This window comes from Stenotrophomonas sp. 2YAF26 (assembly GCF_052114625.1).
Taxonomy (GTDB): domain Bacteria; phylum Pseudomonadota; class Gammaproteobacteria; order Xanthomonadales; family Xanthomonadaceae; genus Stenotrophomonas; species Stenotrophomonas indicatrix.
In genome coordinates this window covers 1-13,507 of sequence record NZ_JBFRFC010000003.1, presented here as the reverse complement: position 1 = coordinate 13,507, position 13,507 = coordinate 1, and the positions used below count along the sequence as shown (strand labels likewise).

General features: G+C 66.2%; 15 protein-coding genes. 6 read left to right on the top strand and 9 right to left on the bottom strand.

Going from position 1 to position 13,507, the window contains the following annotated elements:
- Positions 1 to 33: 33 nt before the first annotated feature.
- On the bottom strand, positions 34 to 1,239 hold the full coding sequence (locus tag AB4Y98_RS04050) for an endonuclease/exonuclease/phosphatase family protein (RefSeq protein ID WP_442243825.1): 1,206 nt from the start codon (positions 1,237 to 1,239) through the stop codon (positions 34 to 36).
- Between the two features lie 38 nt (positions 1,240 to 1,277).
- Positions 1,278 to 2,033 (bottom strand): arginyltransferase, encoded by a 756-nt coding sequence (locus AB4Y98_RS04045; protein ID WP_032975961.1) that lies wholly within the window; start codon positions 2,031 to 2,033, stop codon positions 1,278 to 1,280.
- 156 nt (positions 2,034 to 2,189) lie between these two features.
- On the opposite strand from AB4Y98_RS04045, the gene AB4Y98_RS04040 reads away from it, so the two are divergent.
- Positions 2,190 to 2,753, top strand: a complete 564-nt coding sequence (locus AB4Y98_RS04040; protein WP_442243824.1) for an EF-hand domain-containing protein — start codon at positions 2,190 to 2,192, stop codon at positions 2,751 to 2,753.
- 51 nt (positions 2,754 to 2,804) lie between these two features.
- Here AB4Y98_RS04040 and AB4Y98_RS04035 read toward each other — a convergent pair whose 3' ends face one another.
- From AB4Y98_RS04035 to AB4Y98_RS04020, 4 genes are all read right to left on the bottom strand, one after another.
- Positions 2,805 to 4,022 (bottom strand): RNA polymerase sigma factor, encoded by a 1,218-nt coding sequence (locus AB4Y98_RS04035; RefSeq protein WP_442243823.1) that lies wholly within the window; start codon positions 4,020 to 4,022, stop codon positions 2,805 to 2,807.
- 145 nt (positions 4,023 to 4,167) lie between these two features.
- Positions 4,168 to 4,677: a pathogenicity-like protein gene (locus AB4Y98_RS04030; RefSeq protein WP_363730489.1), complete on the bottom strand. Its 510-nt coding sequence runs from the start codon at positions 4,675 to 4,677 to the stop codon at positions 4,168 to 4,170.
- Positions 4,678 to 4,680: 3 nt separating this feature from the next.
- A complete protein-coding gene (gene tesB, locus AB4Y98_RS04025) occupies positions 4,681 to 5,580 on the bottom strand; it encodes an acyl-CoA thioesterase II (RefSeq protein WP_032951563.1) in 900 nt (299 codons plus the stop codon).
- A gap of 153 nt (positions 5,581 to 5,733) precedes the next feature.
- Complete coding sequence (locus AB4Y98_RS04020) at positions 5,734 to 6,510, bottom strand: enoyl-CoA hydratase/isomerase family protein (RefSeq protein WP_428703367.1); 777 nt, start codon at positions 6,508 to 6,510, stop codon at positions 5,734 to 5,736.
- Between the two features lie 35 nt (positions 6,511 to 6,545).
- On the opposite strand from AB4Y98_RS04020, the gene AB4Y98_RS04015 reads away from it, so the two are divergent.
- Positions 6,546 to 6,995: a copper chaperone PCu(A)C gene (locus tag AB4Y98_RS04015; RefSeq protein WP_442243822.1), complete on the top strand. Its 450-nt coding sequence runs from the start codon at positions 6,546 to 6,548 to the stop codon at positions 6,993 to 6,995.
- 53 nt (positions 6,996 to 7,048) lie between these two features.
- On the opposite strand, the gene AB4Y98_RS04010 is transcribed toward AB4Y98_RS04015, so the two are convergent.
- The 3 genes from AB4Y98_RS04010 to uvrA form a co-directional block, all read right to left on the bottom strand.
- Positions 7,049 to 7,774 (bottom strand): enolase, encoded by a 726-nt coding sequence (locus tag AB4Y98_RS04010; RefSeq protein WP_442243821.1) that lies wholly within the window; start codon positions 7,772 to 7,774, stop codon positions 7,049 to 7,051.
- Between the two features lie 76 nt (positions 7,775 to 7,850).
- Positions 7,851 to 8,258 carry an acyl-CoA thioesterase gene (locus AB4Y98_RS04005; protein WP_442243820.1) on the bottom strand — a complete coding sequence of 136 codons (408 nt, stop codon included), beginning with the start codon at positions 8,256 to 8,258 and terminating at the stop codon, positions 7,851 to 7,853.
- Positions 8,258 to 11,254, bottom strand: coding sequence for an excinuclease ABC subunit UvrA (gene uvrA, locus AB4Y98_RS04000; protein WP_313249426.1), 2,997 nt, complete (start codon positions 11,252 to 11,254; stop codon positions 8,258 to 8,260). The genes AB4Y98_RS04005 and uvrA overlap by 1 nt, the downstream gene beginning before the upstream one ends.
- A gap of 319 nt (positions 11,255 to 11,573) precedes the next feature.
- On the opposite strand from uvrA, the gene rplU reads away from it, so the two are divergent.
- Genes rplU through obgE form a run of 4 tightly spaced genes read left to right on the top strand, consistent with a single transcriptional unit; the run spans position 11,574 to position 13,415 of the window.
- Positions 11,574 to 11,891, top strand: coding sequence for a 50S ribosomal protein L21 (rplU, locus tag AB4Y98_RS03995; protein ID WP_004148331.1), 318 nt, complete (start codon positions 11,574 to 11,576; stop codon positions 11,889 to 11,891).
- Between the two features lie 11 nt (positions 11,892 to 11,902).
- Positions 11,903 to 12,166: a 50S ribosomal protein L27 gene (gene rpmA, locus AB4Y98_RS03990; RefSeq protein WP_025873853.1), complete on the top strand. Its 264-nt coding sequence runs from the start codon at positions 11,903 to 11,905 to the stop codon at positions 12,164 to 12,166.
- Positions 12,167 to 12,225: 59 nt separating this feature from the next.
- On the top strand, positions 12,226 to 12,363 hold the full coding sequence (locus AB4Y98_RS03985; RefSeq protein WP_157804331.1) for a hypothetical protein: 138 nt from the start codon (positions 12,226 to 12,228) through the stop codon (positions 12,361 to 12,363).
- Positions 12,360 to 13,415 (top strand): GTPase ObgE, encoded by a 1,056-nt coding sequence (gene obgE / locus AB4Y98_RS03980; protein WP_025873852.1) that lies wholly within the window; start codon positions 12,360 to 12,362, stop codon positions 13,413 to 13,415. The genes AB4Y98_RS03985 and obgE overlap by 4 nt, the downstream gene beginning before the upstream one ends.
- Positions 13,416 to 13,507: the final 92 nt, after the last annotated feature.

The window sequence follows — 13,507 nt, the reverse complement described above, 5'->3', positions numbered from 1 at the left end:
TGACCGGCACCCTCAGTCGACTGACAGTTGCCTCTACCGCACGTCCACCCACACCAGGTGGTGGTCGCTGCCATCGGCGATCTTCGCTTCCGGACTTTCATTGGCCGGCCAGAACACGCCGCTGCCGATGTACTCGAATCCGGTGGACGGCAGCACGTAGTCCAGGCGCATCGTGCCCGACTTCGGGCCAAAATCACCGGTGGCATGGAACGGTGCGCCCTTGCGGGCGATGCCCTTGGCTGCATAGGCCAGGCTGGTCTGCTCGGCGCCGACGCTGCGCGGGGTGGGGTAGCGCAGCACACGGGCGTTCTCGATCAGTTCGACGATCGCCTCGTGGCGGCCATCGCCATCGACCGGATCGTTGTTGAGGTCGCCAAGGATGACGAAGCGTGCATCCTGGGCCAGGCCGCCGCACTGGCCCTTGTCGTCGCACAACCACGGCTTGTCACCGTTGGACAGGTATTCCTGCCACAGGCGCAGTTCGTCGTGGTTGCGCGCGGCGTTGCGCTTCTCCGGGCCGTCGAACACCGGCGGCGTCGGGTGCGAGACCAGCGCGTGCACCACGCCGGCCGGGGTCTTCACCGGTACATCCCAGTGCGACTTCGACGACAGCCGCAGCTGCGACCAGACGGTGTCGTTGTAGAAGCTCTTGCCGGTGCGCGGATCGACCGGGCGGATCGCGCCGGGCATCGCACTCCACTTCAGCAGCTGGAAGCTGCGCACCTTGGCGTCGTCGATCGGGTAACGCGACAGCACCAGCATGCCGTACTGGCCCGGGTGCAGGCCGTAGCCCCAGGCGTCGTTGCCGCGGCCACGGCCTTCACCGCCGACCACGCCGTTGTTGTCCAGGTCCAAGCCACTGGGCACGCCGGTGTTCACCGGCGCCAGGTAGCGGTAGGCGAAGTGCAGTGGCTTGCCGCCACCGGGCTGGGCCACTTCCAGGTAGCGCTTCTGGAACAGATCGGCGGCGCGATGGGCGTCATCGAAGTCGAACTCGTTCAGCAGCACCAGGTCAGGGCGCGCCTGCTGCAGTACCGCGGCGATCTTGCGCGCGTGTTCGCTGTCGCCTTCCAGCTCGGCGATCAGGCCGCCGGCTTCGTCCGAATACAGCGAGGTGTTGTAGGTGGCCAAGCGCAGCGCTGCAGACGGTTTTTCGGTCATCGCGGGGGACGTGGCGAAGGCGGGAGCGGCGGCGCCACAGAGCAGGGCCAGGCCGAGGATCAGGGGTTTGGCGTTCATGGGCCATATTGTGCACCTGGCCCGGTGTCAGTGGTTTGTCAGCGTCCGTCCAGTTCGTCATCGAAATCATGCCAGCGGCGGCCATCGTAGGCCTCCAGTGGGCGATAGCGCCGCTTGTAGTCCATCTTCTGGTGCTCGCGTATCCAGTAGCCCAGGTACAGGTGTGGCAGGCCTTCGCGGCGGGCCCACTCCAGCTGCTGCAGGATCGCGAACGTGCCCAGCCCGCGCGCGGCATGGGCGGGGTCGAAGAAGGTATAGACCGCCGACAGCCCGTGCTCGGTCACATCGGTTACTGCCACGCCCAGCAGCTGGCTGGGCTGGCCATCGTGGCCGGGCAGACGCATTTCCATGAAGCGCGTGTGCGACCAGCTGCCGATCAGGAACTGTTCGAATTCGTGCGGGCCGTGGTCGTCCATGCCGCCCTTGGCATGACGATGCACCAGGTAGCGGTGGTACAGCTCGAACAGATCCTCGCGTGGCATGGCCGCGGTGATGCGCACTTCCAGATCGGCATTGCGGGCGGCGCAGCGGCGCTGGCTACGATCCGGGGCGAAGCGGGCCACCGGAATGCGCACGGCGACGCAGGCGTGGCAGTTCGCACAATGCGGGCGATAGACCAGGTCGCCGCTGCGTCGGAAGCCCCAGCTCAGGGCCAGCGGGTACAGCCCGCCGAGGCGACGGTCCTGCGGGTCCAGCACCAGGTCGCGTGCAACCCGGTCCGGCCAGTACCCGCAGGGGTGCTCGCCGGTCTGGAACAGTCGCAGTTCGTCGTCTCTGTCGCCGTGTCTCGCCATGGGCACAGCATAGCTCCAGCCCGTCGCAATGGCGGCGACTGTCCGCCGGATGAATGGAACGGGCGGCTGCGTCAACCGAGGTCGTGGTCAGGCGTTGTTGTCCTCCGAGGGTGAGGTGTTCACCCCGATGCCAATCCCATTCCCAGGAGTGACCCCATGATCCGTACCCCCCTGCTGCTGGCCCTGCTGCTCGGCACCTCCGCGACCGGTATTGCCCTGGCTGCCGACACCCCGGCTGCACCGGCGCAGCGTCCGGCCAAGCTGGATACCAATGGCGACGGCGTCATCGACCGCAGCGAAGCGGCGGCCAACCCGCGCCTGGCCGCAAAGTTCGACGAGCTGGACAAGAACAAGGACGGCAAGCTCTCGCGTGATGAGCTGCCGCGCTGGAAGCATGGCCGCCACGGTGGTCGCGGCGGCGAGCGCTGGGCCAAGCTGGATACGAACAAGGATGGCCGCATCAGCCGTGAGGAAGCCAAGGCCGATACGCGCCTGGCCGAGCGTTTCGACCAGCTCGACCTCAACAAGGATGGCTACCTGGACAAGGCCGACCGCGAGCTGCGCATGAAGCAGCATCGTGACGCCTGGTTCGCCGCAGCCGATACCAACAAGGATGGCCAGCTGAGCAAGGCCGAGTTCGACGCCGCCAAGGGCCCGATGCACGGTGGCCCGCGCCACGGCGGCCCGCGTGACGGCGCCGCGCCGAAGCCGCAGCGCTGATTTTCAATGCAGTGATCGACGACAACGCCGGCGCACTGCCGGCGTTGTCCGTTACAGGCGCCCGCTGAGCGTCATCGTGTAGGCCAAGGCACCGATGACCACCAGGTTCACCGCCATCATGCCGGTCAGGCCGTACATGGATTCGTACTTCCAGTTGATCCCGTTACGCCCACGCCGGGCTGCATCACGCGCGAGCAGCGGCGCCATGATTCGCCGCAGCGTCACCAGGCACTGGTAGTTGACCACCACCAGGCCCAGTGCCAGCACCAGCAGCTGCGCCCACATCGGCGCCTGCAGCAGCACGGCAAACAGGATGGCCAGGCACCAGCCCAGGCTCGTGCCTGTGCTGAGATTGACGAAGCGGCGGACTTGTACCTGCTCGGCGCCGGTCTCGGCGTACGACAGCAGGAAACGGCCGCCGAGATAGCTGCCGAGCGCGCCACCGACGACACCACCGATGATCGCAGCCCAGCTTGAGGCAGGCAGCATCTGCAGTTGGCCCAGGGTTGCGGTCAACGAGCCGAGCGCGGTGCCGCCGGCAGCGCTGGCGCCACCGAGGCCGAGCTTGCTGCCACCCACGCCGACGCCGGTTCCCAGCAGGATCGCCGCGCTGGCGGTGCCGGGCGCGGCGATCATCACCATCGATACCACCGCCGTTGCGAACGCTGCGCTGGGTGCGCTGCTGCGTGCGAATTCGCCGAAGCGCTGCAGCAGGCCCTCGCGTACCTGCGCACGGGCACGTGACAGGCGCTTGCGTACCGCTGCGTCACTGAGCCCGAGCAGGTCAGCGACCTGCTGCGAATGCTGGCCCTCGCGGTAATACAGCAGGAGCACTTCGCGGCTGTCGGCGGGCAGGCCAGAGATGATGTCTTCGGCAGCGATTTCCTCTTCCAGCCGCTGCAGGCGATCGGCCACGCCGGGGGTCGGATCCGCAGCCATGGTCAAGGCCACTTCGGCAGCCTCGCCGCTCAGCGGTCGGCCACGTTGTGCGCGCAGCCAGTCACGGGCGAGGTTGCGGGTGATCTGCCGCAGCCAGGGCAGGAAGCTGCTCGCGCTGCGCAGTTGGTGCAGCTGCTGCCAGCCCTTCACGAACGCTTCCTGGGCGATGTCCTCGCTGGCCTGGCGGTCGCCGGTAATGGCCAGTGCGATGGCGGTGACCGTGTTCTGGCAGGCCAGCACGATGCGGCCATAGGCATGCTGGCAACCGCCGGCCGCCGAGGGCAGGTCGCGTTCAAGGGTCTCGTCGATGCTTGAGGCGAAGGTCGTCATGGCGGCGGGCTCCTGCAGGGATTGTGTCCCATGACGGAGGCGCGTGCAGAATGTGACTGACCCTTCCCCAAAGGTAGTGCCGGCCGCTGGCCGGCATCCTCATGGAGCCGCTCGGTATGCTGCGGTTGCCGGCCAGCGGCCGGCACTACTTCGCCGGCTGGATGCGGACCCGCACTTCCTCTTCTTCCGGCGGTGCAGGTGCGGTCGGCTGTGCTTGCTGCGGCTGTGCCTGCGGGGCGGGCACCGGTGCGCTTGGGGCAGGGGCACCGCGATGGCGCAGACCGATCACCAGCGCCACCCCGGCGATCACCACCAGCAGGGCGATGCGGATGCGCCAGGCCCAGCCACGGCCACCGGTGCTTTCCTGCACATCATCGCGGAAGGCGAATTCGGCGGTCGGGTGGTCACGACGGGTGGTGTCGAGCAGGCGGGCGTCGCGCAGGATTTCGCGCGCACGCGGCTGGTCGTCGGCACGCACGACCCAGACCGCCGGGTAGGCGCCTGCATTGCCCAGGTCGGTATAGCTGAACTGACCCCGGCGACGGGTCTTGTATGAGCGTCCGTTGGTGACCTTCACCTGGATGTCGTGGCTGCGCAGGAGCTCGGCCACGCCTTCCACGGTTTCCACGCGCTGGCTGCTGAAAATCTGACGCATCGGTCAATCCTTGGCTGGCACGGCGGCCGCTGCTGCCTGGTCCGGAACCACGCGGATCAAGCCTTCCTGGGCGGTGCTGGCAACCAGCACGCCATCACGGGTGAAGAACTGGCCGCGGGCCAGGCCGCGCGAATCCTGCGCACTGGGGCTGTCCAGCGAGTACAGCAGCCAATCGTCGGCGCGGAACGGGCGGTGGAACCAGATCGCGTGGTCCAGCGAGGCCATCTGCACGTGCGGATGGTAGTAGCTGATGCCGTGCGGGAAGGTCGCCGTGCCCAGCAGGTGGAAGTCCGACGCGTAGGCCAGCAGTGCCTGGTGCAGCTCGGGAGCATCGCCCACGCGCTCGCTCAGGCGCAGCCAGACCTGGTGGTAGGGCGGGCGCTTGGGCGGGTTCAGTTCATCGCGGGGATACACATGGCGGAACTCGAACGGACCGCCGCGCGAGAGCCAGCGCTGCACCTTGATCGGCAAGCGCTCAAGCACCTCCGCCGGCAACGGCCGGTTCGGTTCGATGTCTTCCGGTTGCGGCACTTCGGGCATCTTGTGCTGGTGCTCGGCACCGGATTCGGCCTGCTGGAACGAGGCCGCGCAGAAGAAGATCACCTTGCCATGCTGGATCGCGGTCACCCGGCGCACCGAGAAGCTGCCACCGTCGCGGGTACGGTCGACGTCGTAGACGATCGGATGGTCGATGTTGCCGGCGCGGAGGAAATAGGCGTGCAGCGAGTGCACATGGCGACCATTGTCGACCGTGGCCTGCGCGGCCGCCAGGGCCTGGCCCAGCACCTGCCCGCCGAACACGTACTTGGTACCGATGTCGCGGCTCTGGCCGCGGAACAGGTTGTCCTCCAGCCGCTCCAGGGTGAGCAGATCGATCAGCTCGGAGACGACGGGTTCGGGCATGTCGTTCAAGGGGGCGGCCACAGCGATGAAAGAGGGGTCGATTATACCGGTGTAGGCCGGATGCCCCATCTTCGGTAGTGCCGGCCGCTGGCCGGYATCCGCAGGCGTCCCGGAAGGATCGCCAGGCTGCCGGCCAGCGGCCGGCACTACCGTTTACTTGCCGAGACGCGCCGCCAGCGCCTGCAGCGCGTTCTGCGCATCCGGGGCGAACCAGGCCTCGACGAAGCGGTCGAGCTGGATCAGGTCCGGGTGCAGGGCGTCGTGCAGCTCGGCACGGGCGATGGCACGGGTCAGCAGCATCGGCTGCCGCGGCTGCTTCAGCAGGTCCTGCAGCCAGGCCACCGCACGGGCCGCCACCAGTTCGCCATCCACCAGTTCATCGACCAGGCCGATCTGCAGCGCCTGTTCGGCCGGTACCAGCGCGCCGGTGGCCAGCAGCACGCTGGAACGGTGCGCCCCCACCGCACGGCGCAGCAGGCGCTGGATGCCTTCCGGTGCGATCAGGCCGACCTGCACTTCGTTCAGGCCGATGGCATACGGGCGCGCCGGATCGGCACTGCGTGCCATCACCCGGTAGTCGCAGCACAGGGCCAGCACGCAGCCGCCCGCCGGTGCATGGCCGGTGATCGCCGCAACCACAGGAATGCGGCTCTCGGCCAGCGTGCGTACCGCGCCGAAGAACGCGTTCCAGGTGTCCAGCAGCTTGTGCTTGTCATCGCCATGCGAGAGCAGGTGCGGCACGTCCATGCCGCCGGTGAAGATGCGCTCGCTGCCGGACAGCACGATGCCGTGCGCGTCCTCGGCCATCGCCAGTTCGATGGCATGGATCAACTGCCGGCACAGCTCGGTGTCCAGTGCATTGACCGGCGCCCGCGCCAGTCGCAGTTCGCGGATGGGGCCATGGTTGATCACCTCGATGAGCGTCGTCATGCTGCGGGTCTCGTTGCGAAGAAGGAACCTGGGCGATGATAACCAAACCATTCGTTGGCGTACTGTTGGTTCTGTGTGCGGCCGCAGCATCGGCTTCCGCCGCCGAGACGAAGTGCGTCACCGTCGAGCAGGGCTGGGTACGTCTGCCGCCCAGCCCGACGGCGACGCCCATGACTGCGGGCTATGGCGTGATCCGCAACGGCTGCTCCACCGCGGTGACCATCATCGGTGCGCGCAGTGCGAGTTTCGGTGATGTGTCGTTGCACGAGACCCGGATCGTCGACGGGGTCAGCCGCATGCGTGCTGTCGAGCGCCTGCCATTGGCGCCGGGCGAACGCGCCGTGCTCAAGCCCGGCGGCCTGCACCTGATGTTGATGGACGGCAGGCGCGTATTGGAGGAGGGGCAGCCCGTGTGGCTGCAGGTGCAACTGGAGGGGGGCACCGAAGTCAGCACGGCCCTGATAGTGCGCAAGGCCGCGCCGTAACGCGGCGCTCGTTCCGCCGGGCCATGCCCGGCGAGCGCGCAGCGCGGTGGGGCTTACGACCAGTCGTACGAGAACAGCACCGTGCGGCTTTCCGGCTCGTACAGCATCACGATCGCATCGGCACCGGTTGCACACCAGTTGTAGCCGGCCACTTCTGCCACGGCGAAGAACTTGTTGCCATCGCGGGTGATGATCGCGCACTCGGCATCGTCCGGCGCATGGCGGTCGTCGGCAGCCTCGGTGAACGCCAGTGCGAAGGCGGCCGGAATCTCCGCGGTTTCGATCCAGTTGCCGGTCGAGATCTGCCCACCCAGCACATCGAGGTAGGCCTGCTCGCCGGGCTCGCCGTCGCCATAGCGCGAATAGCTGGCCAGGCGTCCATGCTGCTGGAAGTACGCACGTGCCTTGCTGTAGCTCTCACGCATCTCCGTGATGTGCTCCAGCGCGTGCTTGTCCTGCACCTGGTCGCCGATGAAGTAGCCCTCGTCGCCGAGAAAGCGCATGCGGTTGTCGGCGGTCAATTCAAAAGCGATCCAGTTGGTGCCGGTGAACGCGTTGTGGTGTTCTTCGGTGGCTTCGCCGATGCAGCCTTCATAGGGCTCGATCGGACACAGCAGGGTCGCGGCCTGGCCGGCCAGTTCCGGGCGCAGCACGCCGAGGTCGATCTTCAGCAGCGGCAGCAGATGCTGGCCAAGCCAGGCCTGGTCATCCGGGAACACGTCGGCGGGGAAGGGGACCATGCCGGGCAGCAGGTCGCGCAGTTCAGTCTGGTGGATCATGTCAGTCCTTTGATTGGAACGGTCGCGCCGGGCCATGCCCGGTGGGGAGAGTGCCGGCCAGCGGCCGGCACTGCCTTCAGGTGGATGCGCTGCGGATCGCGTCCGGCAGCGGCGCGCTCTTGCCGGTCTGCGTGTCCATCCAGACCACCACCACGTTGCCGTCCGAATACAGCTTCGACTCGTCCTGCTGGTCGACGATGCGATGGCCGATGGTCACGCTGCTGTTGCCCAGGCGTTCGACGAACAGCTCGACCAGAATGTCGTTGGGCCACACGATCGGCAACCGGTAGTTGACGTTGGTGGCAGCCACCACCGGTGCGATGCGGTCGTTCATCGACACGCCTTCCACGCCCAGCATCCAACGCACGCGTGCCTCTTCCAGGTAGGAGATGTACTTGGCGTTGTTGACGTGGCCCATGCTGTCCATGTCACGCCAGCGCACGCTGATCGGAATGCGGGCCAGGATCTTGTGTTCGCTGCTCATCAGGCGTCCTTCTTCTTCTTGGTGCCGGCCGTGGCGGTCTTGCTGGCCTTGCCGGTGCTCTTGGCGGCGGCTGCCTTCTTCGCCGGCTTCTCGGGCTTCACCTTGCGCGGCGGGCGCGCATCGGGCTTGTTGGCCACGGCGGCGGGCTGGTCCGGTCGCGCAGTAGTGGACGGCAGCATCCGTGCGAGGAACTGGCCGGTGTACGAATCCGGGCACGCGGCCACGTCTTCCGGCGTGCCGGTCACCAGGATGGTGCCACCGCGATGACCGCCTTCCGGACCCAGGTCGACGATCCAGTCCGCGGTCTTGATGACATCCAGGTTGTGCTCGATCACCACCACCGTGTTGCCCTCGTCGCGCAGCTTGTGCAGCACGCCGAGCAGCGCCTCGATGTCGTGGAAATGCAGGCCGGTGGTCGGCTCGTCGAGGATGTACAGGGTGCGGCCGGTATCGCGGCGCGACAGTTCCTTGGACAGCTTCACGCGCTGCGCTTCACCACCGGACAGCGTGGTCGCGCTCTGCCCCAGCTTGATGTAGCTCAGGCCGACATCAACCAGGGTCTCCAGCTTGCGGGCGATGGACGGGACCGGTTCGAACAGCTTCAACGCATCTTCGACGGTCATTTCCAGCACGTCGTTGATGTTGAAGCCCTTGTACAGGATCTCCAGCGTTTCACGGTTGTAGCGCTTGCCATGACAGACGTCGCAGGGCACGTACACGTCCGGCAGGAAGTGCATCTCGACCTTGATCAGGCCATCGCCCTGGCAGGCTTCGCAGCGGCCACCACGCACGTTGAAGCTGAAACGGCCCGGCGAATAGCCGCGCGCACGCGATTCAGGCACCTGTGCGAACAGTTCGCGCAGCGGTGTGAACAGGCCGGTATAGGTAGCCGGGTTCGAGCGCGGGGTACGGCCGATCGGCGACTGGTCGATGTCCACCACCTTGTCGAACAGGTCCAGGCCATCGATCTCCTTGTACGGCGCGATCGGGTGCGAGGCGCCGTTGATCTCGTTGGCAGCCAGCGAGAACAGGGTGTCGTTGATCAGGGTTGACTTGCCCGAGCCGGACACGCCGGTCACGCAGGTCAGCAGCCCTGCCGGAATGGCCAGGTCCACGCCCTTCAGGTTGTTGCCGGTGGCGCCACGCAGATGCAGCGTCATCTTCGGGTTCGGCTTGTGCCGGCGCGCCGGGATCTTGATCGCGCGCTTGCCCGACAGGTACTGGCCGGTCAGCGAACGCGGTGCATCAAGGAGGTCCTGCAGGCTGCCCTGGCCGACGATCTCGCCGCCATGCACGCCCGCGCCGGGACCGATGTCCAGCACGTAGTCGGCCAGTCGGATCGCGTCTTCGTCATGCTCGACCACGATCACCGTGTTGCCGAGGTCGCGCAGGCGGGTGAGGGTGCCCAGCAGGCGCTCGTTGTCGCGTTGGTGCAGGCCGATGGATGGCTCATCAAGCACGTACATCACGCCCACCAGGCCAGCACCGATCTGGCTGGCCAGACGGATGCGCTGTGCCTCGCCACCGGACAGGGTGTCGGCCTTGCGCTCCAGGGTCAGGTAATCCAGGCCGACGTCGACCAGGAAGCCGAGGCGTTCGCCGATCTCCTTGACGATCTTCGCGGCGATCTCGCCACGCCAGCCCGGCAGGCTCAGTTCACTGAAGAACTTCAGCGCTTCGTCGATCGGCAGCACCACCAGTTCCGGCAGCGGTCGATCCGCCACGAACACGTTGCGTGCGGCCTTGTTCAGGCGCGCGCCGTTGCACTCGGGGCAGGCATGTTCGCTGATGTACTTGCCCAGCTCTTCCTGCACCGCCGCCGATTCGGTTTCCTTGTAGCGGCGTTCGAGGTTGGGAATGATGCCTTCGAAGCGGTGCTTGCGCTGGGTGCGGCCACCGGCCTCAGTGAAATAGGTGAAGGTGATCGCTTCCTCGCCACTGCCATACAGCACGGCCTGCTGCACCTTGGCCGGCAGCGAGTTCCACGCCGCGTCGGTGTCGAACTTGTAGTGCTTGGCCAGCGAGGCGATCAGCTGGAAGTAATAGGCATTGCGGCGATCCCAGCCACGCACGGCACCGGCCGCCAGCGACAGCTCCGGATGCACCACCACGCGCGAGGGGTCGAAGAACTCGGCCATGCCCAGCCCGTCGCAGCCGGGGCAGGCGCCCATCGGTGCGTTGAACGAGAACAGGCGCGGCTCCAGTTCCGGCAGCGAGTAGTCGCAGACCGGGCAGGAATACTTGGACGAGAACAGGGTAGGGGTCGCAGCGGCATCGTCCAGCGACTGCACCGACGCCATGCCATCACCCAGCTTCAAGGCGGTTTCGAAGCTCTCGGCCAGGCGCTGCTTGATGTCTTCGCGCGGGCGGAAGCGATCGATCACCGCTTCGATGGTGTGCTTCTGGCGCAGCGCCAGCGGCGGCACCGCATCGATTTCGTACAGTTCGCCATCGACGCGCACACGCACGAAACCCTGCGCGCGCAGTTGGTCGAATACCTGCGCATGCTCGCCCTTGCGGTCGCGGATCACCGGTGCCAGCAGCATGTAGCGCTGTTCCGGGTCCAGGGTCAGCATATGGTCGACCATCTGGCTGACCGTCTGCGCTTCCAGCGGATAGCCGTGATCGGGGCAGCGCGGGGTGCCGACACGTGCGTACAGCAGGCGCAGGTAGTCGTAGATCTCGGTGATCGTGCCGACTGTCGAGCGCGGGTTGTGCGAGGTCGACTTCTGCTCGATCGAGATCGCCGGGGACAGGCCTTCGATATGGTCCAGGTCCGGCTTTTCCATCACGCTCAGGAACTGCCGCGCATACGCCGACAGGGACTCGACGTAACGCCGCTGGCCCTCGGCATAGATGGTGTCGAACGCCAGCGACGACTTGCCCGAACCGGACAGGCCGGTGATCACGATCAGTTTGTCGCGGGGCAGGTCGAGGTCGATGTTCTTGAGGTTGTGCGTCCGCGCGCCGCGGATGCGGATGAAATCCATCGCCATGGGGAATCCGGTTGTGGGGGCGTGGCTGGGCCGCCGGGCCAGCGAAAGGGCGGCAATCGGTCAGCCTACCGAGGTGACCAGATGGGGGCAATGGGCGACAATGCCAGCCCGGTGTCTCACCCGGTGAGACCGCCTGTCAGGCAGGGGTCAGATCCCTTTTCACGTGGTGAAAAGGGATCTGACCCCGTTCCGGCCCGGCCTCCAGAGCCGTTCAGGGGTTGACTTGACCCGTCCCCGGTGGTCCACGTACAATTCCGCTCCTGTCCGCCCTCGACGGCGGCAGTCCATAGACCACAATAACTACAGAGGAAGTCTGGTCATGTACGCAGTACTGGTCACCGGCGGTAAGCAATACCGCGTGGCGCAGGGCGAAAAGCTCCGCATTGAAAAGCTCGAAGTCGAAGTCGGCAGCGAGATCAAGTTCGACAACATCCTGCTGCTCGGCGACAGCGATGGCATCAAGATCGGCGACGCCCTGAGCGGCGCTGCGGTCACCGCCACCGTCCTGTCCCAGGGTCGTGCTGACAAGGTCCGGATCATCAAGTTCCGTCGCCGTAAGCACCACATGAAGCGCCAGGGTCACCGTCAGTACTACACCGAAATCGAGATCACCGGCATTGCCGGTGGCAGCAAGTAAGGAGATAGGTCATGGCACATAAAAAAGGCGTAGGCTCTTCGCGCAACGGTCGCGACTCCAACCCGAAGTACCTCGGCGTCAAGATCTTCGGCGGCCAGGCCATCGAAGCCGGCAACATCATCGTGCGTCAGCGCGGCACCCAGTTCCATCCGGGCACCGGCGTCGGCCTCGGCCGTGACCACACCCTGTTCGCCCTGACGGACGGCAAGGTGGAGTTCACCGTGAAGGGCCCGAAGAAGCGTCGCACCGTCAGCGTCGTCTCGGTCGAAGCCTGATAAGGCTGCGTCCGGCGCCCATGCCTCGGCATGGCCGTGCTGGATGAAGAGCTCGCTGCATGAAGAGCCCCGCTTCGGCGGGGCTTTTCGTTGGAATCAATGGTAAAACGGGCATCGCCCGGTTGTCGGCCAGCGGCCGGCACTACATCAAGGTGGCGGCGTGCATGCCGCGCCCATCGCAGGCATCGAAACAATGAAACTGGTAGACGAAGCAGAAATCGAAGTGTTCGCCGGCAACGGCGGCAACGGCTGCATTGGCTTCCGTCGCGAGAAGTTCATTCCGCTCGGCGGCCCGGACGGCGGCGACGGCGGTGCGGGCGGCAGCGTGTGGATCCGCGCCGACGAAAACCTGAACACCCTGGTCGACTTCCGCCATGACCGCATCTTCAAGGCGCAGCGCGGCGAGAACGGCATGGGTCGCCAGGCCTATGGCAAGGGCGGCGAAGACATGGTCATCACCGTGCCGGTCGGCACCGTGATCATCAACGTGGCCACCGATGAAATCATCGGCGACCTGACCCAGCATGGTGATCGCCTGCTGGTGGCCAAGGGCGGCCGCGGCGGCCTCGGCAACATGCATTTCAAGAGCTCCACCAACCGCTCGCCGCGCCAGGCTCTGCCGGGTGAGCCGGGTGAGGAGCGCACGCTGAAGCTGGAGCTGAAGCTGCTGGCCGACGTCGGCCTGCTGGGCTTCCCCAATGCCGGCAAGAGCACCCTGATCCGCGCCGTCTCGGCGGCGACGCCGAAGGTGGCCGATTACCCGTTCACCACGCTGTACCCGAACCTGGGTGTGGTGAAGGTGGAAAACTACCGCAGCTTCGTGATCGCCGATATTCCGGGCCTGATTGAAGGTGCTGCCGACGGTGCCGGCCTGGGCGCGCAGTTCCTGCGCCACCTGCAGCGCACCCGCCTGCTGCTGCATCTCGTCGACATTTCGCCGATGGAAGGTGGTGTGGAAGGTGTGTCGCCGGTCGAGCAGGTGCGTGCCATCGAGCGCGAACTGGAAAAGCACGATCCGGAGCTGCTGGCCAAACCGCGCTGGCTGGTGCTGAACAAGGCCGACCTGATGTTCGAGGACGAGGCCAAGGCCGCTGCCGAGAAGATCGTCGCAGAGCTGGGCTGGAAGGAGCCGTGGTTCCTGGTGTCCGCACTGGGTCGCGAAGGCACCTTCCCGATCATGAGCCGGATCATGGCGTTCTTCGATCGCCAGAAGGAAGACGAGCTCGAGGCGGCACGCAACGCGCAGTAATGCCGTTGTGGTTCCCGCGAAAAACCCGGCTTCGGCCGGGTTTTTTTGTACGTGGGTAGTGCCGGCCGCTGGCCGGCAATCCACCGAGGTTG

What these genes read in the sequence shown, in the direction of transcription:
- AB4Y98_RS04050 (WP_442243825.1), bottom strand. Translation starts at nt 1,239, where the DNA reads ATGAACGCCAAACCCCTGATCCTCGGCCTGGCCCTGCTCTGTGGCGCC.
- AB4Y98_RS04045 (WP_032975961.1), bottom strand. Translation starts at nt 2,033, where the DNA reads ATGGCGAGACACGGCGACAGAGACGACGAACTGCGACTGTTCCAGACC.
- AB4Y98_RS04040 (WP_442243824.1), top strand. Translation starts at nt 2,190, where the DNA reads ATGATCCGTACCCCCCTGCTGCTGGCCCTGCTGCTCGGCACCTCCGCG.
- AB4Y98_RS04035 (WP_442243823.1), bottom strand. Translation starts at nt 4,022, where the DNA reads ATGACGACCTTCGCCTCAAGCATCGACGAGACCCTTGAACGCGACCTG.
- AB4Y98_RS04030 (WP_363730489.1), bottom strand. Translation starts at nt 4,677, where the DNA reads ATGCGTCAGATTTTCAGCAGCCAGCGCGTGGAAACCGTGGAAGGCGTG.
- tesB (WP_032951563.1), bottom strand. Translation starts at nt 5,580, where the DNA reads ATGCCCGAACCCGTCGTCTCCGAGCTGATCGATCTGCTCACCCTGGAG.
- AB4Y98_RS04020 (WP_428703367.1), bottom strand. Translation starts at nt 6,510, where the DNA reads ATGACGACGCTCATCGAGGTGATCAACCATGGCCCCATCCGCGAACTG.
- AB4Y98_RS04015 (WP_442243822.1), top strand. Translation starts at nt 6,546, where the DNA reads ATGATAACCAAACCATTCGTTGGCGTACTGTTGGTTCTGTGTGCGGCC.
- AB4Y98_RS04010 (WP_442243821.1), bottom strand. Translation starts at nt 7,774, where the DNA reads ATGATCCACCAGACTGAACTGCGCGACCTGCTGCCCGGCATGGTCCCC.
- AB4Y98_RS04005 (WP_442243820.1), bottom strand. Translation starts at nt 8,258, where the DNA reads ATGAGCAGCGAACACAAGATCCTGGCCCGCATTCCGATCAGCGTGCGC.
- uvrA (WP_313249426.1), bottom strand. Translation starts at nt 11,254, where the DNA reads ATGGCGATGGATTTCATCCGCATCCGCGGCGCGCGGACGCACAACCTC.
- rplU (WP_004148331.1), top strand. Translation starts at nt 11,574, where the DNA reads ATGTACGCAGTACTGGTCACCGGCGGTAAGCAATACCGCGTGGCGCAG.
- rpmA (WP_025873853.1), top strand. Translation starts at nt 11,903, where the DNA reads ATGGCACATAAAAAAGGCGTAGGCTCTTCGCGCAACGGTCGCGACTCC.
- AB4Y98_RS03985 (WP_157804331.1), top strand. Translation starts at nt 12,226, where the DNA reads ATGAAGAGCCCCGCTTCGGCGGGGCTTTTCGTTGGAATCAATGGTAAA.
- obgE (WP_025873852.1), top strand. Translation starts at nt 12,360, where the DNA reads ATGAAACTGGTAGACGAAGCAGAAATCGAAGTGTTCGCCGGCAACGGC.